Here is a 20,210-nt window from a genome sequence, read left to right on the forward strand (position 1 = left end):
ATGATCAGCACCCTTCACCCCCTGGGGCCGTCCGCCGTGAACCCGACCTCGCTGCTCGCCGTGGCCAACCCGGGCGCGCTGATCCAGTCCGTCGACTGGGTGGCGATCGCCCCGCCGCTGATCGCCGCCCTGACCGCGCTGCTGGTGCTGCTCGCCGACCTGCTGCTGCCCGACTCCCGCAAGCGGCTGCTCGGTCCGCTCACCGTGTTCGGCCTGGTGCTGGCCCTGCTCGCGCTGCTGCCGCTGACCGGCGGCCGGCCGCGGGCCACCTTCTGCCTGCCCGGCGGCACCGGCGGCTGCTCCTACGTGGCCGACCACTTCACGCTGGTCTTCCAACTGCTCGCGCTCGGCGGCGCGCTGATCGCCGCGCTGCTCTCGCTGCACACCGTGGACGAGGAGAAGCTGCCGGCCGGCGAGTACTGGTTCCTGCTGCTCAGCAGCGCCGCCGGGGCCGCGCTGCTGCCCGCCTCCCGGGACCTGGCCACCCTGGTGATCGCCCTTGAGGTGGTCTCGCTGCCCTCCTTCGCGCTGGTCGCCTTCAAGCGCGACGGGCGCGGCGGCGAGGCCGCGCTGAAGTTCTTCCTCTCCTCGGTCACCGCGACGGCCGTGATGCTGCTGGGCGTCAGCTTCGTCTACGCCGCCACCGGCAGCCTGCACCTGGGCGCCATCGCGGACGGCCTGGCCCACCTCCCGGCGCGGCTGCGGCCGCTCGCCGAGGCCGGGGCGGCGCTGACCCTGGTCGGCTTCGCCTTCAAGGTGGCCGCCGTCCCGTTCCACTTCTGGGTACCGGACACCTACGCGGGTGCCCCGCTGCCGGTGGCCGGCTACCTCTCGGTGGTCGGCAAGGCAGCCGGCTTCGCCGGTCTGGCGCTGGTCACCAACCTCGCCTTCCGCCCCTACGGCCACACCTGGGGCCTGCTGCTCGCGGTGATCGCCGCCGTCACCATGACGGCCGGCAACACGGCCGCGCTGCGCCAGCGCTCCGACTCGGCGCAGGGCGCGGTGCGCCTGCTGGCCTGGTCCTCGGTGGCCCAGGCGGGCTACCTGCTGGTCCCGCTGGCGGCGGCCGGCTACGCGGGGGACGCCCACCCGCTGGGTGCCACGGTCGCGTACGCGCTGATCTACGGCCTGGTCAACCTGGGCGCCTTCGGGGTGGCCGCGGTGGTCGCCAGGACCAGCCCGGCCAACCGGCTGGACGACTACCGGGGCCTCTTCGCCCGCAACCGCTGGGCCGCGCTGGCGCTGGCCTTCTTCCTGCTCTGCCTGGCCGGTCTGCCGCCGGGCGTGGTCGGCCTCTTCGGCAAGGTGGTCGTCTTCCGGGCCGCGGTGGACGCGGGCCTGGGCTGGCTCGCGGTGGTGATGGCGGTCAATGTGGTGATCGCCCTGTACTACTACCTCTTCTGGCTGGCGAAGCTCTTCGCGCCCGGCGCCGACACCGCGCCGGCCCGGGTGCCCAGGCCGCTGGCCGTCACCCTCGGGCTGACCACGGCGGTCGCGGTGGTGCTCTCGGTGGCTCCCCAGCTGGTGCTCCAGGTGGTGGCGGGCACCCTCTTCTGAGGTGAGCGGCACGGCTGCCGGGGTGCGCCCGGTCCGCCGCCGTGGGAGGAAGGGAACCTGAGCCCCGACCTCCTCCGTTGACCGAGCACAGAGGGATGTGACCAGAGGGCTTCCCACCGCACCACTTGGAGGGGCTGCCGTGCACCGCCAGCACAACGGACTGAGAACGGCCGTTCTCCTCGGTGGACTGTCGGCACTGATCCTGCTGATCGGCAGCTTCTTCGGGCGCACCGGCCTGCTCATCGGCCTGGCGGTCGCCCTCGCCACCAACGGCTACGCCTACTGGAACAGCGACAAGCTCGCGCTGCGCGCGATGCGGGCCCGCCCGGTCAGCGAGATCGAGGCACCGGTGCTGTACCGGATCGTCCGCGAGCTCTCCACCTCCGCGCGCCGGCCGATGCCCCGCCTCTACCTCTCGCCGACCGAGGCCCCCAACGCCTTCGCCACCGGGCGCAACCCGCGCACCGCCGCGGTCTGCTGCACCGACGGCATCCTGCGCCTGCTGGACGAGCGCGAGCTGCGCGGGGTGATCGGCCACGAACTCAGTCACGTGTACAACCGCGACATCCTGATCTCCTCGGTGGCCGGAGCGCTGGCCTCGGTGATCATGTTCCTGGTGAACTTCGCCTGGCTGATCCCGTTCGGCCGCAGCGAGGACGACGACGGACCCGGGCTCTTCGGCGTGCTCGCCATCATGATCCTGGGCCCGCTCGCCGCGACCATGATCCAGCTGGCCGTCAGCCGCTCCCGCGAGTACCAGGCGGACGCCGACGGCGCCCGGATCACCGGTGACCCGCTCGCCCTCGCCGGCGCCCTGCGCAAGCTGGAGACGGGCACCCAGCTGCGCCCGCTGCCGCCCGAGCCGCAGCTGCAGACCGCCAGCCACATGATGATCGCCAGCCCGTTCCGCCGCGGTGACTCCGGCACCCGGCTCTTCGCCACCCACCCCCCGATGGCCGACCGGATCGCCCGGTTGGAGCGGCTGGCAGGCCGACCGTAGCGGTCGCTTCGGCAGGCCGGCCCCGCCGGTCTCCCCCGGCGGGCCGGCCTCCCCCGGCGGGCCGGTCTCAGCGGCCGAGCAGGGCCGGCTCCGGCGAGGACCAGGCCCGGCGGGCCGTCACCGGCAGCACCTGTCCGAAGACCTGCTCGGTGAAGTGGCCGCCGGCCACGATCACCGCGTCGTCCCGCAGCTCGGCCAGCAGCCGCTCGCGGGTGCGGACCGCCTGGGCCGGGTCGTGGTCGAAGGCGCAGGTCCAGTGGCTCTCGGCCACCTGCACCTGGCAGTGCAGCACATCGCCCAGCACGACCAGGCGCCGGCCGTCGCGCCCGGCGGGGTCGGTGACCTCCAGGCTCAGGTGGCCGGGCGTGTGGCCCGGGGTGGCCAGGACGCGCACGCCGGGCGCTATCACCTCGCCGTCCGCGACGAAGGCGATGCGCTCGGCGAGCGGCTGCTGGACGGCGCGCGGGTCGGGGCCGGCCGGGTCGGCGGTGCCGGACCAGTGGTGCCACTCCGCCGCGGCGACCAGGTGGCGGGCGCGGGGGAAGGTCAGCGCGGTGGCGGCCCGGCCGGCGGTGCCGTCGGGGGTGGGGGCCAGGTCGGTGGTCCAGCCGACGTGGTCGTGGTGCAGGTGGGTGAAGACCACGGTGTCGACATCGGTCGGTGCCAGGCCCTCGGCGGCGAGCGAGTCGAGCAGCTCGCCGCCGCGGAACTCGGCCAGGCCCGGGATGCTGAAGTCGACCACCCCGAGGCCGAGGTCGACCAGCAGGGCGCGGCCGTCGGCCGTCCGCACCAGGAAGGAGCCGATGCTGACGGTGAACCACCCGTCCGGATCCAGGTGGCTGCGGTGCGGGGCCCAGCCGCCCGGGGCGCTGGGCGGGAAGAAGGCGGCGGGGTCCAGCCGGCCGTGGCCGTCCGGGAGGTAGGTGACGGTCGTGCCGCCGATGCTGACCTGGGCACGCGGGGCGGGGTGGGGCATGGCTTCTCCTTCGGTGGTGGCGCCTTCGGCGGTGGCGTCTGCGCCGTAGTGCTCGTGCCACTGACTATTGGAGAGTCGCTCTCCAACGGGAAGTACGCACTTGCAGGTGCGCCGGCCACCGGGAAGTAAGTCCTGGCGTGCTGACTCTCCTTCAGTTAGCTTGCAGAGGTGCCGACACCACCCGTCCGACGCCCTCGCCCGGGCACCCCCGGCCGGGCGCCGACCATCCTCCCCGACGGCCACCGGGCCGACGTCTACAGCGCCCCGTGCCCCTCGCGCGCGGCGCTCGACCGGATCGCCGACAAGTGGACCGCGCTCCTCGTGGGTTCCCTGGCGACGGGGACCAAGCGCTTCAGCGAGCTGCGCGAGGAGGTCGGCGGCATCAGCGAGAAGATGCTCACCCAGACCCTGCGCAGCCTGGAGCGCGACGGCCTGGTCGTCCGCCGGGTGTACCCGGTGGTCCCGCCGCGGGTCGAGTACCGACTGACCACCCTCGGGCAGACGCTGGACGCGCCGCTGGCGGCGGTGCGCGACTGGGCGGAGCGGTACATCAACGAGGTCGAGGAAGCTCGGCTGCGCTACGACTCCGATGACTCGGGAGACTGACATGTTCGTTGTGACACTGACCTACACCGCCGCGCTGGAGCGGATCGACGAGCTGGTCCCGGCCCACGTCGAGTGGCTGGACCAGAACTACGCGGCGGGCGTCTTCCTCGCCTCGGGCCGCCGGGTGCCCCGCACCGGCGGCGTGATCCTGGCGCAGGCGGCGAGCCCCGAGGCGCTGGCGGCGGTGCTCGCCGAGGACCCGTTCAACAAGGCGGGGGTGGCCGAGTACCAGGTGGTGGAGTTCCTGCCGACCAAGACGGCGCCGGCGCTGGACTCGCTGGCGGTGCGGGCGGGCTGACGGTGGGTCGGCGGTGAGGCGGCGGTGACGGGCAGGCGCCCCGACTGATTGCCCGTCGGTTCCCCGCCGTCCGAGTGCCGATCGCCGTGGCGTAACCGGTCGGGGTAGGCAGTCGACACGGACACGCCAAGGGAGGACCCACCGTGAGCGACGACGACAACCGCGAGCACCCCGTCCCCGGTGACGAGCGGGGCACCGACCGGCGCGCCCTGCTGCGGGGCGGTCTGGCGGCCGGCGCGGTCACCGCGCTGACCCTGGCGCCGGTCTCCTTCGCCGCCGCCGCGCCGCCCCCGGCGGCCGGCACCGCCACCCGGACCATCACCGGCCACCTGGAGACCGGGGCCGCCGACTTCGTCCACCTGCCCGTCGAGGTCCCGCCGGGCGTGCGGCAGATCGCCGTCTCCTACAGCTACGACAAGCCCGCCGTGCCCGCCGGCGTGCCCGGCAACTCCTGCGACATCGGGATCTTCGACCAGCGCGGCACCGACCTCGGGTCCGCCGGGTTCCGGGGCTGGTCCGGCGGGTTCCGCACCTCCTTCGAGATCAGCAACGGCGAGGCGACCCCCGGGTACCTGCCGGGCCCCGTCGAGGCGGGGACGTGGCACGTGGTGCTGGGCCCGTACCAGGTGGCGCCGCAGGGGCTGAACTACTCCGTCCAGGTGACGCTGACGTTCGGCGATCCCGGGCCGGCCTTCACCCCGCGCTACCCGGCCGACCGGGCCGAGGGGCGCGGCCGGGCCTGGTACCGCGGCGACTGCCACCTCCACACGGTCTACTCCGACGGGCGCCGGCTGCCCGAGGAGGTGGCCGCCGGGGCCCGTGCGGCCGGGCTGGACTTCATGGTCTCCACAGACCACAACACGTCCGCCTCGCACGGGATCTGGGGCCCGCTGGCCGGGCCCGACCTGCTGATCATCACGGGTGAGGAGGTCACCACCCGCAACGGCCACTGGCTGGCGCTGGGCCTGCCGCCCGGGGACTGGATCGACTGGCGCTACCGCTCCCGGGACGGTGCCTACCCGCGGTTCGTCCGCCAGGTGCGCGGCTCGGGCGGCCTGGTGGTGCCCGCGCACCCGTACTGCCCGTACGTGGCCTGCCAGTTCAAGTTCGGCTACCAGGGCGCGGACGCCGTGGAGGTGTGGAACGGGCCGTGGACCTACGACGACGAGTCCGCCGTCGACACCTGGGACGGCCGACTGGCCGAGGACCTGCGGGCCGGCCGGCCGTGGCTGCCGGCGATGGGCAACAGCGACGCGCACAGCGTGCCGCAGGTGATCGGCTCCCCGCACAACGTGGTGCTGGCCGACGACCTGACGCGGCAGCAGATCCTGGCCGGCCTGCGGGCCGGACGCAGCTGGCTGGCCGAGTCGGCCGCGGTCCAGCTGGCTTTCACCGCTACCGGGCACGGGCGCCAGGTGGGCATCGGCGAGCGGCTCACCGTCCCGGCCGACGCGCCGGTGGACGTCACCCTCACCGTCGCCGGGGTGCCGGACGGCACGGTGCGGCTGATCACCGACGAGGGCCAGCTGCACCAGCAGGCGCTGCCCGCGAGCGGCGCGGGCACCGTGGTCTGGCGCACCACCGCCTCGCTGGCGAGCTATGTGCGCGCCGAGGTCCGCCACCCGCTCGCGGACGGGACACCGGGCCAGGGCAACACCATGGGACCCGCGCTGCCGTTCGGTCCGATGGCGGCGCTGACCAACCCGATCCTGCTGTCGCTCCAGTAACGGGCGGCGCTACGGGCCGCTGCCACCGTCCCCGGACGGCGGCCAGCGGCCGTCGTCCTCGCCCGGCGCGAGCCTGGCCACCACCTCGGCCAGCCCCAGGCAGGCCTGCTCGATCCGCTGGTACATCGACTGCTGCTCGGCGATGACGGCGGAGAGCAGCAGCCCGGTCAACGCGGCCGAGCCGTTCAGCGCCTGCAGGATCACCATGGTCGAGAAGACGCTGTGGTGGCTGAACGGTCCTTCGTGGTCGACCGCGGCCGCGATGGTGAGCACCGAGACCACCAGCACGCAGGGCGCGGCGCCGATCAGCTGGAACCGCAGCGCGGCCCAGATCAGCAGGGGGAAGACGAGGAAGAGCAGGCCCAGCGAGCTGGCGGTGGCGATCAGGGTGATCGCCACCGTGCCGGCCAGCAGCAGCACCGGCTCGACCCAGTCGAAGGGCTCGCGCTCCTCGGGCAGCCGGAAGGCGCGCAGCGCCAGCAGCAGCGGGGTCACCACCAGGACGCCCATCGCGTCGCCGGTCCACCAGGCCGACCAGGTGGCCAGGAACTCGTGGCCCGGCACCGAGCCGCTCAGCCAGAGCACTCCGCTGCCCACGGTCGCGCTGATCAGCATGCCGCCCAGCGCGCCCAGGAAGACCAGGGCCAGCCCGTCGCGCAGCCGGTCCAGCCCGACCCGGAAGCCGACCCGGCGCAGCATCAGGCAGGCGGCGACCGGGGCCAGCGTGTTGCCCGCCACGATCCCCAGGGAGGCGGGGTGCAGCGGGCCGATCGAGGCGATGACCAGGAAGGCGCCGAGCGCGATGCCCGGCCAGATGCCCAGGCCGAGCAGCAGCAGGCAGGTCAGCGCGATGCCGGTGGGCGGCCAGAGCGGGGTGACCTTGGCCCCCGCGACCACGATCTGCTGGAGCAGGCCGAGCCGGCCGGAGACGAAGTAGGCGGCCGCGACCGCGAGCACCCGCAGGACCGCGATGCCCAGGCGCCCGGGGTCCCGCAGCAGCGGCTCAGCGTTTCGCAGCACAGCAGCCATCAGACAACGCCGCGGTGACGCACGCGGCTGTGACACGCGCGGGCGCCCTCACGCTCCGCCGGTCGGTGGCTCGTCGTGCCGCAGCACCAGGACGGCGGCGTCATCGGTGTGCCCGGTCAGGTCCGCGACCTTGATCACCTCGGCGGCCAACTCGGCCGGGTCGGCCCGCACCCCGGCCCTGGTCACCCGGGCCACCTGCTCCAGGCCCGCGGTGATCGGGAACGCCGGGCCCTCGACCACCCCGTCCGTGACCAGCACCAGCGCACCTCCCGTCGGCGGCAGCCGCCGACGGGTCACCGGGTACTCCTCGGCGGGCAGCACGCCGAGCGGCAGTCCGCCCTCGTCCTCGGCCAGCCCCCAGTCGCCGCCGGCGGTGGCCCAGACCCAGGGCAGATGGCCGGCCCGGGCGTGCGCCAGCTCCCGGGTGGCCGGGTCGAAGCGCAGGAAGCTGCAGGTCGCGAAGAGCCTGTTGTCCATCGACAGCAGCAGGTCGTTGGCCCGGCTGAGCACCTCGCCCGGGTCGGCCGCGGTCGCAGCCACCGCGCGCAGGCCCACCCGTACCTGCCCCATGAAGGCCGCCGCCTCGACGTCATGGCCCTGGACGTCGCCGATCGAGAACGCCAGCGCGCCGTCCGGAAGCCGGAAGCCGTCGTACCAGTCGCCGCCGACGCTCAGCCCGTGCCGAGCGGGCGAGTACCGGGCGGCCGCGCGCAGGCCGGGCAGCTCGGGCAACTCGGCCGGCAGCAGCTCGCGCTGCAGCGCCTCGGCCAGCTCCACCCGCGCCTGCTGCAGCTCCGCGCGCTCCAGCGCCTGCTCGGTGAGCCGGCCCAGTTCGGTCAGCAGCTCGTCGGCGGTCACATGGCGGGCGGGGCGGCGTCGGGTCATCGACCCTCCGAAGTGCTGCGTCGGGTCCCAGCGGGGCGGGCACTAACCACGCTCATCCTATTTCCCACTCGCCCGGCCGGCCCAGTTCACTCTTCCCGACCGTCCGGTCACCCGTTCGGCATCGGGCAGGTGGGCCACCGGGCCGAACGGGAGCGGAAGGAGGGCGTTCGTCTAGTAGTCCCGCCGCAGGCGTGCAACGCTTGAGTCATGAAGGTGCTCAGCTTCGTCCTCAACGTGCTCTGGCTGGTCTTCTGCGGTATCTGGATGGCCATCGGCTATGCGATCGCCGGAATTATCTGCTGCATTCTGATTATTACAATTCCATTCGGAATTGCCTCGTTCCGCATTGCCGGCTACGTGTTGTGGCCGTTCGGCCGCACGACGGTGGAGCGTCCCGAGGCCGGGGCCGCGTCCTGTGTGGGCAACGTGATCTGGCTGGTCTTCGCGGGGTGGTGGCTGGCGCTGGCGCATCTGGCCACGAGCATCCCGCTCTTCGTGTCGATCATCGGGATCCCCTTCGGCTGGGCGAACCTGAAGATGATCCCGATCTCGCTGATGCCGCTGGGCCGCGAGGTGGTCCCCACGGACCAGCGGTTCGCCGGCTGGTGATCCCGGCAGGCGACCGACCGGTGCCGCCACCGTCGACGTGCCACTCGTTGTGTCGGACAAGTGTGGCCGGGATGGCGAGCTGCCGGGTTCCTCGGGCGGAAAGCGGTGATTTCGTGTCAGCGGTGGGGCATTTGGTGTAGCGGGCGGCCGGGTCAGGGGCTGGGGACCGGCTGGGGGGCGGGGGTTCCGGTGTAGCGGGCGGCCGGGCGGATGATCTTGGTGTCGGCGGCCTGCTCCAGGATGTTGGCGCTCCAGCCGATCGCGCGGGCGGCGGCGAACGTGGGGGTGAACATCTCGCTCGGCAGGCCGCAGAGGTGCATCACCACGCCCGCGTAGAACTCGACGTTGGTGTGCAGTTCGCGACCCGGCTTGAGCTCGGCGAGGATCGCGAGGACCTGGCGCTCGACCTCGACGGCGAAATCCACCAGCTCGCCGCCGAAGCCCTCGGCGACGCCGCGCAGCATGCGCGAGCGCGGGTCGTCGGTGCGGTAGACGGGGTGGCCGAAGCCCATGATCCGGTCGCCGGCCAGCACGCGGGCGCGGATCCAGGGGTCGATCCGGTCGGGGGTGCCGATCTCGTCCAGGGTGTCCAGGGCCCGGCTGGGGGCGCCGCCGTGCAGCGGGCCGGAGAGCGCGCCGAGGCCGCCGACCAGGCAGGCGACCAGGTCGGCGCCGGTGGAGGCGATCACCCGGGCCGTGAAGGTGGAGGCGTTGAAGCCGTGGTCGACGGTGGAGATCAGGTAGCGCTCGATCGCCCTGGCCTCGGCCGCCCCCGGTTCGCGGCCGGTCAGCATGTAGAGGTAGTTGGCGGCGTACGGCAGGTCCTCGCGCGGCTCGACCGGCTGCTCGCCCTGCTGCAGGCGGTGCAGCGCGGTGAGGATGGTGGGCACCAGCGCGGTGGCGAAGAGCGCGTCCTCGATCCGCTGCTCCGGCGCGGTGTCGTAGAGCGGGCGGATGCCCCGATCGGCGGCCGCGACGGCGAGCGCCGGGCCCAGGGCGGCCAGCGGTCCGGCGTCCTTGGTGGCGGCGGCCAGCGCGGGCAGCAGCGGGCGCAGCGCCTCGGGCAGTCGGCGCAGCGGCGCGGTGCGGGCGTGGAAGGCGGCCCGGGCCTCGGCGTCCGGCAGTTCGCCGAGCAGCATCAGGTGCCAGACGTCCTCCAGGCCGCGCTGCTCGGCCAGTTCGATCGCCGAGTACTGGCGGTAGTGGTAGAAGCCCTCCAGTCCGCGCACGTCGCTGAGCGCGGTCTCGGTGACGACGACGCCCTTGAGGCCGCGCGGCACCTCGATGCCCACCTCGCCGGTCGGTGCGGACGGCGCAGTCGGCGCGGCCGGTGCGGACGGCGTGCTCGGCGCGGACGCTGCCGTCGGCGCCGACGTCGCGTTCGGGGTGGTGGACGCTGCGCTCGGGGTTATGGCGGTGGCCATGACTGCCTCCTCGGATTCCTCGGAACGGGCTGACAGTCAGTACTCTCCGAGCATTGATCCATGTTGTCAATGTTGATTGAATCAATATGAGATACTGCGGGCAACACAACGGGAGGCCGTGGGATGAGCGCTGGCAGGTTGACGACGCAGCAGGTGGCCGAGCTGCTCGGGGTCAAGGTGGAGACCGTCTACGCGTACGCCAGCCGCGGGCTGCTGAGCAGTGAGCGGGTGCCCGGCGGCAAGGGCAGCACCTTCGACGCCGAGGAGGTGGCGGCACTCGCCGGCGGTCCGCGACGGCGCCCGCCGAGGGGAGCGGCGGGGGCGGGCGCGGCGGGAGTGGCAGGGGGAGGTGCGGGGAGAGCGCCGGGCAGTGGCTACGGGGATCTGCCACCGATCGAGCCGGTCACCGTGCGCACCGCGCTCACCCTGATCGACGGGGGCCGGCTCTACTACCGCGGTGTGGACGCCGTCGAGTTCGCCGAGCGGCACGGCTTCGAGGCGGCGGTCGGCCTGCTCTGGGGCATCGACGCCGATCAGGGCCTCGCGCTGCACGCCTCCGCCGACCTGGTGGCCGCGCTGCGCCGCACGGGGGAGACGCTGCCCGCCGCGATCAGGCTGCCCGACCGGCTGCGGGTCTCGGCGGCGGTCGCGGCCTCGCTGGATCCGCTCCGCTTCGACCTGCGCGAGGAGAACGTCCGGGCCGTCGGTGCGGCGCTGATCGCCGCGCAGGTGGAGGCCCTGCCGACGGTGTCGGCCGGGCCGTCGGCCGGGGAGTCGCCGGTCGGGGTGCCGCCGGCCGGGGAGTCGCTGGCCGCCCGCCTCTGGTCCCGCCTGGCGCCCGGCGCGCCGCCGCCCGGCGCGGTGGCCTGCCTGGACCGCGCGCTGGTGCTGCTCGCCGACCACGAGCTGGCGGTGTCCACCGTCGCAGCCCGGGTCGCGGCCTCCGCGCGGGCCGACCCGTACGCGGTGCTCTCGGCCGGGCTCGGCGCGTCCGACGGTCCGCTGCACGGCGCCGCCAGCGCGTCGGCCCACCGGATGCTCGCCGAGGTGCTGGCCGCAGGGGACGCGGTGCCGGTGGTCTCCGAGTACCTCCGTACCGGCCGCTCGATCCCGGGCCTGGGCCACCGCCTCTACCCGCGGGGCGACCCGCGCGCGGTCGCGCTGCTCGACGCGCAGCGCTCGCTGCCGGCCGCCGGGCCGGTGCTCGCGGCGGTCGACGCGGTGGTGCGGGCGGCCGGCGGCCACCGGGCCACCGCGGCCGAGGCGGCCAACGTGGACCTGGCCCTGGCCGCCTTCGCCCACGTGGGTGGCATGGCGGCCGAGGCGGGTGAGGTGATCTTCTCGGTCGCCCGGACGGCGGGCTGGCTCGCGCACGCCATGGAGGAGTACCGCGAGGCACCGCTGCGGCTGCGGACCCGGGCCGACTACACGGGGCCGCGCCCGGAGCGCTGACGGCGGTGACGGCGCTGACGGCGCTGACGGCGCTTGCGCCGCTGGCGGAGCCTGTCAGGACTCCTCGCTCACCTGGACCAGCATCTTGCCGATGTTCGCGCCGTCCAGCAGGCCCAGGAACGCGTCCACCACGTTCTCGAAGCCGGCCACCACCGTCTCGTCCGCCCGCACCCGGCCGGAGCGCAGGTGCGGCACCAGGAAGTCGGTCAGTTCCTGCTGCGCGTCCAGGTGCTGACGGACCAGGAACCCTTCCAGCCGCAGCGCCTTGTGCACCACGTTGTAGAGGTTGCGCGGTGCGGCGGGCGGCTCGGCGGTGCTGTACTGCGCGATCGCGCCGCACCAGGCGATCCGCCCGTGGTCGCGCAGCACGTCGAGCGCGCCTTCGAGGTGGTCGCCGCCGACGTTGTCCAGGAAGGTGTCGATGCCCTCCGGCGCCGCCGCCCGCAGCAGGTCGCCCACCGGCCCGTCGTGGTAGTCGAAGGCGGCGTCGAACCCGGCCCGCTCCGTCAGGTGCGCCACCTTGGCCTTCGAACCGGCGCTGCCGATGATCCGCCCGGCGCCGAGCAGCCGGGCGAACTGCCCCGCCGCCGTGCCGACCCCGCCGGCGGCCGCCGAGATGAAGAGCGACTCGCCGGGCTGCAGCCGCAGCACCCGGGTCAGGCCGACGTAGGCGCTCAGGCCGGTGCCGCCGAGCAGGCTCAGATGGGTGCTCAGCGGCACGCCGTCGATGGCCGGCAGCGGTCATACGTCGGCCGGGGTGAGCACCGCGTGGGTGCGCCAGGCGCGCCGGTGGAGGACCAGGTCGCCGACCGCGAGCCCGGGCGCCCTGGACTCGATCACCCGGCCGATCGAGCGGCCCTCCAACGGGGTGTGCAGCTTCCAGCTCCCGTCGACGCCCATCGCCTCGCGCATGTACGGGTCGACCGAGAGGTAGACGTTCTCGACCAGCACCGTGCCGGGGGTGAGCGGCGGCAGCTCGTCGTCGACGAAGGCGAACTGCTCGGCGGTGGCGCGTCCGGTGGGACGGGCGACCAGGTGGACGGCCTTGGGGTGCAGCGACGACATCACGGGCTCCTGACTCCTGCGCGGGGCGATCGGGCGGTGCCGATCTCGGGCGGTGCCGATCTCGGGCGGTGTCGATCACGCTAGGAGCGGGGGCGGCCCGGAAGCAGGGGGTGGTGTCGATGGAATCGCGGGCATCCATGAAAGCGCCTCATGGACGGGGCCTCATGGAGGGGTCCTACGTGTGCGCCGGGCGGTCACTCCAGGGCCTCGCGCAGGGCGCGGAACTCCGCCGCCAGGGCGTCCAGCGAGTAGTGCGCGTTGAGTCCGCTCGGGTTGGGCAGCACCCAGACCTCGGTGTCACCCAGGCCCTCGGGCTGCCGGCCGACCACCGTGCGCGGGCGCCCGAACGCCGTGCGGTAGGCGCCGATCCCGAGCACCGCCAGCGCGCGCGGTCGCAGCTCGGCGACCCGTGCGACCAGTGCCGCGCCGCCCTCCTTCAGCTCCGCCCGGCTCAGCTCCTCGGCCTTGGCGCTGGCCCTGGCGACGACGTTGGTGATGCCCAGGCCGAGGGCGAGCAGTTCGCCCTGCTCGTCCGGGCGCAGCAGTCGGGGCGTGAAGCCGGAGCGGTGCAGGGCCGGCCAGAACCGGTTGCCCGGACGGGCGAAGTGGCGGCCGGTGGCGCCGGACCAGAGCCCGGGGTTGATCCCGCAGAAGAGCACCCGGAGGCCGGGAGCGGACACGTCGGGGATGGTCACGTCCTGGGCGGCGGCCAGCTGCGCGGGGGTGGGGCGGAACGGAGCCGGGGCCGGGTCGGTGGCGGGAGTCTGCACGAGGGCCAGTCTGCCGTGCGAACCGGTGCCCCGAGGACCGAACGAACTGGTGCCCCGAAGGTCGCTACCTTCGAGGCACCAGTTCAATGAGTCGGACGAATGGTGGGGCTAGGCCGTCATCGCGGTGGCGCCGGCCGGTTCGGGCGTGGCGCCGAGCGCCTGCTGCCGCTCCCGGTCCCGCTCGGCCCGGGCGGCCGCCCGCTTGGCCGCCCGCCGGTCCAGCACCCGGCCGAGCCCGTAGTACACGGCGGCGGCGTACAGCCACCCCATCAGCACGTCGATCACGAAGTGCTCGGCGCCGTAGACCAGGGTGAAGGCCATCGCCAGCGGATACGCGGCCAGCAGCACCCGCAGCTTGCGCCCGGCGGTCGGCCAGAAGAAGAGCGCCAGCAGCATCGGGTAGGCGGCGTGCAGCGAGGGCATCGCGGCCACGTCGTTGTCGAACTGGCTGCCGTTCTCGAAGATCGACCCGGCTCGCGGCATCCCGCTCTGGGTCAGCACGTCCGAGACCACCCGGGTCAGGTCCGGCAGGTGCCCGTTCTGCGCGGTCAGCCACGGCGGGTCGGCCGGGTAGAGGATGTACGTCGCGAAGCCCGCGAAGGTGAGCGCCAGGTAGAAGGCCAGCAGCCGGGTGAAGCGGTCGTGCCGGCGCTTCCAGAGCGCGGCCAGCACGATGAAGATCGCGAAGAAGTGCGACATGTAGACCGTGGTGCACAGGTAGTCGTACCAGTGCGGGTGCCCCGGGGTGTACAGCCAGTGCTGCAGCCGCACGGTCCAGACCTGGCCGAAGCCGAGCACCTTGTCGATCTCCAGCTGCGGTCGCCAGCGCACCGGCCAGGGCGTGTGGGCCCCGTAGCCGCGCAGCAGTGAGTAGACGTACACCGCGAACATCACCGGAAGCCAGTCGCGCAGCACCCGCAGCCAGCCGAACCGGTGCCCGCTCTGCACGGTGGCGGCGATCAGCGCGCCGATCAGCCAGCAGAAGACGACGTCGTTCTGGTAGGGCAGCCCGTTGTCCGCGATGTACCGCCAGAGCGCGAAGAAGTACAGCGGCCAGGCCAGCAGCCGCAGGTACCGCGCCCGGTGCCGGATCCCCGCGAGGGCGTCCCAGGCCCCGGCCAGCCGGCCCCGCAGGCCGTCCGACGACTCCTGCCGCCTGCCGCTGACGCCGGTGGACCCGTTCGGCGCGGCCGTGGTCGGGGGGGTCGAGGTCGAGGGAGCGGTGGCGGCGGCGGTGGGGGCGGTGGGCGTGGTGCCGGCCGTCGGGGGCGCCGTCCGCCGCGCCGCGCCGCTCGCGGAGCTGCCGTTGGCGGAGCCGCCGTCGGGGGAGCGGTGGCCGTCGAGGGCGCCGCCGTCCGGGTCCGGCGTCTCGTCCGGACCAGCGCCCCCGCTCTCGCTATCGCTGGGATCCGGGGCGGTCGACGGGAGACGGGCCGGCGCCGAGCGACTCGTGTCGGCGGCGGGACGGACGAGGTGGAGCGGGCTGGTCACCGGTGGCGTCCCCTTCGAGAGATCTGGTGGGGCAAGCCGGGACACCGTAATGCTCAACTTTTAAGAATTACTGAGCCCGGGCGCCGGCCAGTGACCCGCGCGCCCCCGATCCTGCCCCGGCTCACAGCACCGCGCATACCCCTCGCGCACTGCCTCGCCTGGACTGGACCGGTTCCCGCCCCTTTGCGCCGGTGCCCCAATGTCCAGCGGACATGCATCAAATTCTCAGGAAACATCCCCAACTCCCGACCGGAACGCCGAAGGGGCACCGCTCGCGCGGTGCCCCTTCGAGTCACTCGGATCGCTGACAGCGATCGGCCATCCGGACGGCCACCTGGCGGGTCGCCCGGTGGCCCGCCAGGTGGGTCACCTTGAGGCCGTCATCGGCACGGTCGTCAGCGGTCGTCAGCGGTAGTTCACGTACTGGATCGCGAAGTCCAGGTCCTTGCCCTTGAGCAGGGCCTGGATCTCCTGCAGATCGTCCCGGCTCTTGGAGGAGACCCGCAGCTCCTCGCCCTGGATCTGCGCCTTGACGCCCTTCGGACCCTCGTCCCGGATGATCTTGGAGATCTTCTTGGCATCGTCCTGGCTGATGCCCTCCTTGATCGTCGCGAAGATCTTGTACTCCTTGCCGGACAGCTGCGGCTCGCCCGCGTCCAGCGCCTTCAGCGAGATCTTGCGCGCGATCAGCTTGCTCTGCAGCACGTCGAGGATGGCCTTGACCCGGTCCTCGCCGTCAGCCTTCAGCTCGATCCGCTCACCGGACCACCCGATGGTCGCCCCGACGTTCTTGAAGTCGTAGCGGGTGGCGATCTCACGGGAGGTCTGGTTGATCGCGTTGTCGACCTCCTGCTTCTCGACCTTCGAGACGATGTCGAAACTGGAGTCGGCCATCTGTGGTGGTCTCCTTGCGATGTCGGCAGCACAAGCCCCACCGGTGCGGGGCACTCACGCCCCCAGCCTATCCAGCGACACCACGCCCCACCCCCTTGATCATCGCGTGACCAATCAAGTGGCGAAGCACCCCCTGTCATCAGGTAAGGTTTACCCAGTCGAACGGGGCATCACCCCGCGCGACGAACATCCTGGCTGGTTGCCCGAGCGGCCAAAGGGAGCAGACTGTAAATCTGTCGCGCAAGCTACGCAGGTTCGAACCCTGCACCAGCCACAGGATCGAGAAAGAGCCCCTGATCTGCGGAAACGCAGGTCGGGGGCTCTTTCGTTGTGCGGGGACGGCGCGGCATACGAGGCTGCTCGACCACCTACCGAGGGCGGCCCGGGTGCTGACCAGGTGCCAGGCGTCAGGCGCTCACGCCGGTCGTGCCCACGATGCAGGACGACGCCGAGCCGTGGCGCATCGCTCGTAGCCGGCCCGAGTCCTGCTGTCGGTCGCCTCCAGCGCACGCAGCGCCGGCCCGAGTGGGTCTTCGAGACCGGACGCTCCCGCAGGTTCGGCGAAGCGCAGCACCAGCGCGCCGGCCGCCGTGGTGGCTCCGTTCGGCGGCTGTCAGGGGATCGTTCGGATGAGGGGCGGCGGCGTCAGGGAAGTGTCAGCGGGTGGGGACAGGGGAGGGCGGAGCGGGTTGGGTGGTGGGGGAGGAGGCAGGCCATGGGTGAGCGGCGGCGGGTCGTGGTGGGGGTCAGCGGGTCGCTGGGGAGTCTGGCGGCACTGCACCGGGGGGCCGAGGAGGCCAGGGAGCGCGGGGCCGAACTGCTCGCGGTGCTGGTCTGGACGCCGCCGGGCGGGGAGGCCGGCTTCCGCCGGGCACCGTGTCCGCCGCTGCTCTCGGCCTGGCGCGCCGACGCGGTGGAGCGGTTGACGACGGCGCTGGCCGAGGCGTTCCCGATCGGACCGGCGAGGGTCGAGATGCGGGCCCTCGCGATGCGGGGTGAGCCGGGGTCGACGCTTGTCGCGTTGGCGGACGGGCCGCAGGACGTCCTGGTCGTGGGCGCGGGCGGGCGCCGGTGGTGGCGGCTGCGTCCGTCGGTGAGCGGGCACTGCGTGCGGCGTGCCGGATGCCCGGTGCTGACGGTCCCTCGGCCGCCGTTGCAGCGCGAACTCGCGGTGATCGAACGACGAAACGCGTGCCACTTGCCGATGGAGCGGATGGAGCCGATGGAGCCGATGGAGCCGATCGGCTGATGCTCGGCTGACGGCGGTTCAGCCCACCTGCACCGTGACGGTGTAGCTGCTCTGGTCGGGCGCGCACGGTTTGGCCTCACCGCAGGAGGTGCGGGTCGCGGTCAGTCGCGCGGTGCCGGCCGCGCCGGCCCGGAAGGTGGTCTCGATGGTGCCGCAACCGCTGCCCGGGTGGCAGCCGGCCGAGGCACTGGGGGCGCTGGAGGTGCCGGCGGCCACCAGGACCCCGGGGGCCGAACTGGTAGGTGCGGACCAGTAGGTGCTGTGCAGGGTGATCTCGATCGTCGAGCCGACCTGGGCATGGACGGTGGTGCGGTTGGCGCTGTCGTCAAGGGTGAGCACCGCGGCGCTGCTCGGCGAGGTGGCGTGCTGGGCCCCCGAACCGCAGGCCGTCAGCGCGGCGGTGAGTACCAGGCCGATCACGGCGGCGGGCAGCAGGCGACGGGGACGGTTCATGTCTACCTCCAATGGTCGGCCGGTCGGCTCGACAGGGATCCGACGCACGAGGGGCGGCTTCGGATCCCACCGGGTGGAGACGAAGACCGGGGGCGGGCCCGCGGGCCCGCCCCCGGTCCCTCGCTCAGGTGGGTGTCAGCCGACGTTCACAGCGGTGTCGTCGATGACGAAGCTGGTCTGCAGCGAGGAGTCCTCGGTGCCGGTGAACTTCAGGGTGACGGTCTGTCCGGCGTAGGAGGAGAGGTCGAAGCTCTTCTGCACGTAGCCGGTCGAGGCGTTCACGTTGGAGTACGTGGCGAGGTTGGTGCCGTTGGCGGTCACGGCGAGCTTGTCGTAGGCCGTGGTGCCGGTCTCGGCGGTGTCGACGTGCAGCCAGAAGCTGAAGGTCGCCTTGCAGCCGGCCGGGATGGTGACGCTCTGCGAGACGGTGTCGGTGTGGGTGGAGCCGTAGCCGTCCAGCCACGCCTTCCAGCTGCCCGAGTGGGCCGCCTCGGAGGAGGAGTTGTCGACCACGCCGGTGCTGGCGGTCCAGGGGGCGGCGGTGCCGGTCTCGAAGCCGGCGTTGCCGAGCAGTTGGGCCGGGGTGCAGCCGGTGGAGCCGGTGGCCACGGTGAAGCCGAAGGTCGCCGAGCCGGTGGCGCCGGTGGCGTCCTTGGCGGTGACGGTCACCGAGGAGGTGCCCGCGGCGGTCGGGGTGCCGGTGATCAGGCCGGTGGAGCTGATCGACAGGCCGGCCGGCAGGCCGGTCGCGGTGTAGGTCAGGGTCTGGCCCGAGGCGCTGTCAGCGCCCTTGACCTGCAGCGAGACCGCGGTGCCGACGGTGCCGGACTGGGTGCCCGGGTTGGTCACCGTGACGGTGTTGCCGCCGGTGGTGCCGCCGCCGTTCACGATCGGGTGCGAGATGGAGCACGCGTTGGTGTCGTTGGACCAGCTGGCCTGCTCGGCGAAGGTGCCGGTGGCGAAGGTGACGTTGGCGGCGCCGCCGGCGGTGCCGGGCTTCAGCCAGGCGCACTCGTCGGAGTTCTCCTGGCCGTTGTAGGTGGCGTCACCCGTGTGGTTGGTCCAGCCGCCGGCCGGGTTCTGGTCCGACATCATCTCGTGCCACTCGTGCCCGAGGGTCATCGTGTAACCATCCAGGGTACCAGGCGAGTTGATGAAGCCGACGCCGCAGTTCTGGCCCTGGTCGATGTTGTACGGCTGGTTGCTGAACGCGATGTCGCCGTAGGGCGAGGTGGCCGCGCCGCCGGTCAGCGTGGTGTCGCCGTTCCAGTCGTGCCAGGCGCAGTAACCCGTGTTCGGGTCCTGGTAGTTGTCCGGATCGGTGCCGTGCGGTGACAGGACGATGTAGTACGCGTCGCGGTTCGCGGCCGCCGTGGTGTTGTTGAAGTGGCCGGCGGCCTTGACGGCCTCCTGGGCCAGCTGGTTGCCGGTCGCCGCGCTCGGCGAGGCGGCCGCGTTGTCGTACCAGACACCGGAGAGCACGCCGCCGGCCTGGTACGGGACGAAGTTGGCGTTCGACGGGCAGCTGGTGGCGCCGCTGACGACGTTCGGGCCGTCGCACCACTGCGTCAGGTCGGCCGACCACAGCTCGTTGTTGGTGCCGATGCCCTTGAACATCTGCTGGGTGGCGCTCGCGGCGCCGGCCGAGTCGCCCGAGAACTTCGCGTTCCCGTTGCTGTCGGTGGTCTGCGTGCCCCACTGGGAGCCGTAGAACACCAGGTAGACCTTGGAGTGGCCGCTCTGGACACCGATGCCGTCCACGCCGCCGCCGTAGGAGAGCGTCTCGGCTCCGGTCGCGGCCGCCGCCGCCTGGTTCGCGATCTGCGTCCGCCGCTTGGCCTCGTACTGCTGGATGCCCGGGAGCTTGCTGGCGCCGAGCGAGGAGCTGAAGGGGTTGAACTCGTTCTTGATGCCGGAGTCGGCCATGGCGAGGCCGTGGTGGGCCTGGCCCGAGACGGCCGGGGTGACCGGCGCGGCGGCCTGCGCCGGGGCGGCTATCAGGCCGGCGGTGGCCAGGGTCAGCGAAGCGAGGCCGGCCAGGGCGCTGTAGCGCGCGGGCCGAGTGGTGGGGGAAAGACCCATGTGGAGAGTTGCCTCTCGTGCCGATCGACCGGCCGCCTTCTGGGCGGCCGGTCGATCTGTTGCATGGACGGGAGCTGACGGCATTCCGCGGTCACGCGCCGGCTCGGGGCGACCGTAGGGAATTCGGCGACAGTCATCACGAAGTCGACCGGAATTCCGATGAAGGGCGCCGGGAATTCCGGTAGGGCCGAGAAAGGAGCTGCCACAGGCCTGGCACGCACCAGGAGGATCTGATGGGTAGTCACCTTGTGGCAGTGGTCCGCCGCCTGCCGGGCTGAAGCCAACCAGATTCGGTGAACGCTGGTCAACGGCTCTGTCGGGAAAGTTCGTTCAATGGGAATTCAACGGAATACAGTGAATAGAAAAGGCGGCAGGTGGGTCCCGGTTTACGCGGGTAGCCGGCCGGTCGGACGGTCATGACCGGCACGGAGCTGAGACGGCGTCGACGCGGCGTCGCACAGCACGGCTGCGGGGCCGACGCGGCGCCGACCTGGATCCGATGCGGAGCAGGACGTGGACCCGGGGGTGTCAACGGGACGTCAGGTTCGTCGACGGCGGCGTCAAGAACACGTATCGGGACGCGGGGGGGCTCCTCTCGCACGGGGACGATGCGCGTAGCGCAGCCGAGCACCCAGGAGCCTCC

The 20,210-nt window shown here is 72.8% G+C and carries 17 protein-coding genes, 1 tRNA gene and 1 pseudogene; 9 read left to right on the plus strand and 10 right to left on the minus strand.

Going from position 1 to position 20,210, the window contains the following annotated elements; all coding sequences use genetic code 11:
- Together OG455_RS23215 and htpX are read left to right on the plus strand one after the other, a co-directional pair.
- Positions 1-1,557, plus strand: a complete 1,557-nt coding sequence (locus tag OG455_RS23215) for an NADH-quinone oxidoreductase subunit N (protein ID WP_266296679.1) — start codon at positions 1-3, stop codon at positions 1,555-1,557.
- 139 nt (positions 1,558-1,696) lie between these two features.
- Positions 1,697-2,557, plus strand: coding sequence for a zinc metalloprotease HtpX (gene htpX / locus OG455_RS23220; protein WP_266296681.1), 861 nt, complete (start codon positions 1,697-1,699; stop codon positions 2,555-2,557).
- A gap of 67 nt (positions 2,558-2,624) precedes the next feature.
- On the opposite strand, the gene OG455_RS23225 is transcribed toward htpX, so the two are convergent.
- The gene (locus OG455_RS23225; RefSeq protein WP_266296682.1) at positions 2,625-3,533 is read right to left on the minus strand and encodes an MBL fold metallo-hydrolase; all 909 of its coding nucleotides are present in this window, start codon (positions 3,531-3,533) and stop codon (positions 2,625-2,627) included.
- A gap of 168 nt (positions 3,534-3,701) precedes the next feature.
- On the opposite strand from OG455_RS23225, the gene OG455_RS23230 reads away from it, so the two are divergent.
- The 3 genes from OG455_RS23230 (at position 3,702) to OG455_RS23240 (ending at position 6,164) form a co-directional block, all read left to right on the plus strand.
- Entirely contained in the window at positions 3,702-4,139 is a 438-nt protein-coding gene (locus OG455_RS23230; protein WP_266296683.1) for a helix-turn-helix domain-containing protein, read from the plus strand.
- 1 nt (position 4,140) lies between these two features.
- Positions 4,141-4,437: a YciI family protein gene (locus tag OG455_RS23235; protein WP_266296684.1), complete on the plus strand. Its 297-nt coding sequence runs from the start codon at positions 4,141-4,143 to the stop codon at positions 4,435-4,437.
- A 248-nt stretch (positions 4,438-4,685) separates the two neighbouring features.
- Positions 4,686-6,164 (plus strand): CehA/McbA family metallohydrolase, encoded by a 1,479-nt coding sequence (locus OG455_RS23240; RefSeq protein WP_323185646.1) that lies wholly within the window; start codon positions 4,686-4,688, stop codon positions 6,162-6,164.
- Positions 6,165-6,173: 9 nt separating this feature from the next.
- On the opposite strand, the gene OG455_RS23245 is transcribed toward OG455_RS23240, so the two are convergent.
- A complete protein-coding gene (locus tag OG455_RS23245; RefSeq protein WP_266296685.1) occupies positions 6,174-7,184 on the minus strand; it encodes an MASE1 domain-containing protein in 1,011 nt (336 codons plus the stop codon).
- Positions 7,185-7,241: 57 nt separating this feature from the next.
- Positions 7,242-8,078: a PP2C family protein-serine/threonine phosphatase gene (locus OG455_RS23250; RefSeq protein WP_266296687.1), complete on the minus strand. Its 837-nt coding sequence runs from the start codon at positions 8,076-8,078 to the stop codon at positions 7,242-7,244.
- Between the two features lie 207 nt (positions 8,079-8,285).
- On the opposite strand from OG455_RS23250, the gene OG455_RS23255 reads away from it, so the two are divergent.
- Complete coding sequence (locus OG455_RS23255; protein ID WP_266296689.1) at positions 8,286-8,687, plus strand: YccF domain-containing protein; 402 nt, start codon at positions 8,286-8,288, stop codon at positions 8,685-8,687.
- Between the two features lie 152 nt (positions 8,688-8,839).
- Here OG455_RS23255 and OG455_RS23260 read toward each other — a convergent pair whose 3' ends face one another.
- Positions 8,840-10,111: a citrate synthase/methylcitrate synthase gene (locus OG455_RS23260; protein WP_266296691.1), complete on the minus strand. Its 1,272-nt coding sequence runs from the start codon at positions 10,109-10,111 to the stop codon at positions 8,840-8,842.
- A gap of 138 nt (positions 10,112-10,249) precedes the next feature.
- Here OG455_RS23260 and OG455_RS23265 point away from each other — a divergent pair, with 138 nt between their 5' ends.
- The gene (locus OG455_RS23265; protein ID WP_323185556.1) at positions 10,250-11,563 is read left to right on the plus strand and encodes a citrate/2-methylcitrate synthase; all 1,314 of its coding nucleotides are present in this window, start codon (positions 10,250-10,252) and stop codon (positions 11,561-11,563) included.
- A 54-nt stretch (positions 11,564-11,617) separates the two neighbouring features.
- Here the strand turns inward: OG455_RS23265 and OG455_RS23270 are convergent.
- The 4 genes and pseudogenes from OG455_RS23270 to OG455_RS23285 all read right to left on the minus strand — a co-directional run bounded on the left by OG455_RS23270 (position 11,618) and on the right by OG455_RS23285 (position 15,783).
- Positions 11,618-12,628 (minus strand): annotated as a pseudogene (locus tag OG455_RS23270) (NADP-dependent oxidoreductase).
- Between the two features lie 194 nt (positions 12,629-12,822).
- Positions 12,823-13,398 (minus strand): G/U mismatch-specific DNA glycosylase, encoded by a 576-nt coding sequence (gene mug / locus OG455_RS23275; RefSeq protein ID WP_266296695.1) that lies wholly within the window; start codon positions 13,396-13,398, stop codon positions 12,823-12,825.
- 108 nt (positions 13,399-13,506) lie between these two features.
- A complete protein-coding gene (locus tag OG455_RS23280) occupies positions 13,507-14,889 on the minus strand; it encodes a phosphatase PAP2 family protein (protein ID WP_266296697.1) in 1,383 nt (460 codons plus the stop codon).
- Between the two features lie 405 nt (positions 14,890-15,294).
- Positions 15,295-15,783, minus strand: coding sequence for a YajQ family cyclic di-GMP-binding protein (locus tag OG455_RS23285; protein WP_266296699.1), 489 nt, complete (start codon positions 15,781-15,783; stop codon positions 15,295-15,297).
- A gap of 193 nt (positions 15,784-15,976) precedes the next feature.
- Here OG455_RS23285 and OG455_RS23290 point away from each other — a divergent pair.
- Positions 15,977-16,057 (plus strand) — tRNA-Tyr (locus tag OG455_RS23290).
- Between the two features lie 441 nt (positions 16,058-16,498).
- Positions 16,499-17,032, plus strand: coding sequence for a universal stress protein (locus OG455_RS23295; protein WP_266296701.1), 534 nt, complete (start codon positions 16,499-16,501; stop codon positions 17,030-17,032).
- 18 nt (positions 17,033-17,050) lie between these two features.
- Here the strand turns inward: OG455_RS23295 and OG455_RS23300 are convergent, their stop codons facing one another.
- A complete protein-coding gene (locus OG455_RS23300; protein WP_266296703.1) occupies positions 17,051-17,485 on the minus strand; it encodes a protease inhibitor I42 family protein in 435 nt (144 codons plus the stop codon).
- A 135-nt stretch (positions 17,486-17,620) separates the two neighbouring features.
- The gene (locus OG455_RS23305; protein WP_266296705.1) at positions 17,621-19,567 is read right to left on the minus strand and encodes a putative Ig domain-containing protein; all 1,947 of its coding nucleotides are present in this window, start codon (positions 19,565-19,567) and stop codon (positions 17,621-17,623) included.
- Positions 19,568-20,210: the final 643 nt, after the last annotated feature.

This window comes from Kitasatospora sp. NBC_01287 (genome assembly GCF_026340565.1).
GTDB lineage: Bacteria > Actinomycetota > Actinomycetes > Streptomycetales > Streptomycetaceae > Kitasatospora.

Bases quoted from the DNA above. Each gene is read 5' to 3' on its own strand.
- OG455_RS23260 (WP_266296691.1), bottom strand. From the start codon at position 10,111: ATGGCCACCGCCATAACCCCGAGCGCAGCGTCCACCACCCCGAACGCG.
- OG455_RS23255 (WP_266296689.1), top strand. From the start codon at position 8,286: ATGAAGGTGCTCAGCTTCGTCCTCAACGTGCTCTGGCTGGTCTTCTGC.
- OG455_RS23215 (WP_266296679.1), top strand. From the start codon at position 1: ATGATCAGCACCCTTCACCCCCTGGGGCCGTCCGCCGTGAACCCGACC.
- OG455_RS23225 (WP_266296682.1), bottom strand. From the start codon at position 3,533: ATGCCCCACCCCGCCCCGCGTGCCCAGGTCAGCATCGGCGGCACGACC.
- OG455_RS23305 (WP_266296705.1), bottom strand. From the start codon at position 19,567: ATGGGTCTTTCCCCCACCACTCGGCCCGCGCGCTACAGCGCCCTGGCC.
- OG455_RS23235 (WP_266296684.1), top strand. From the start codon at position 4,141: ATGTTCGTTGTGACACTGACCTACACCGCCGCGCTGGAGCGGATCGAC.
- OG455_RS23295 (WP_266296701.1), top strand. From the start codon at position 16,499: ATGGGTGAGCGGCGGCGGGTCGTGGTGGGGGTCAGCGGGTCGCTGGGG.
- OG455_RS23250 (WP_266296687.1), bottom strand. From the start codon at position 8,078: ATGACCCGACGCCGCCCCGCCCGCCATGTGACCGCCGACGAGCTGCTG.
- OG455_RS23285 (WP_266296699.1), bottom strand. From the start codon at position 15,783: ATGGCCGACTCCAGTTTCGACATCGTCTCGAAGGTCGAGAAGCAGGAG.
- OG455_RS23300 (WP_266296703.1), bottom strand. From the start codon at position 17,485: ATGAACCGTCCCCGTCGCCTGCTGCCCGCCGCCGTGATCGGCCTGGTA.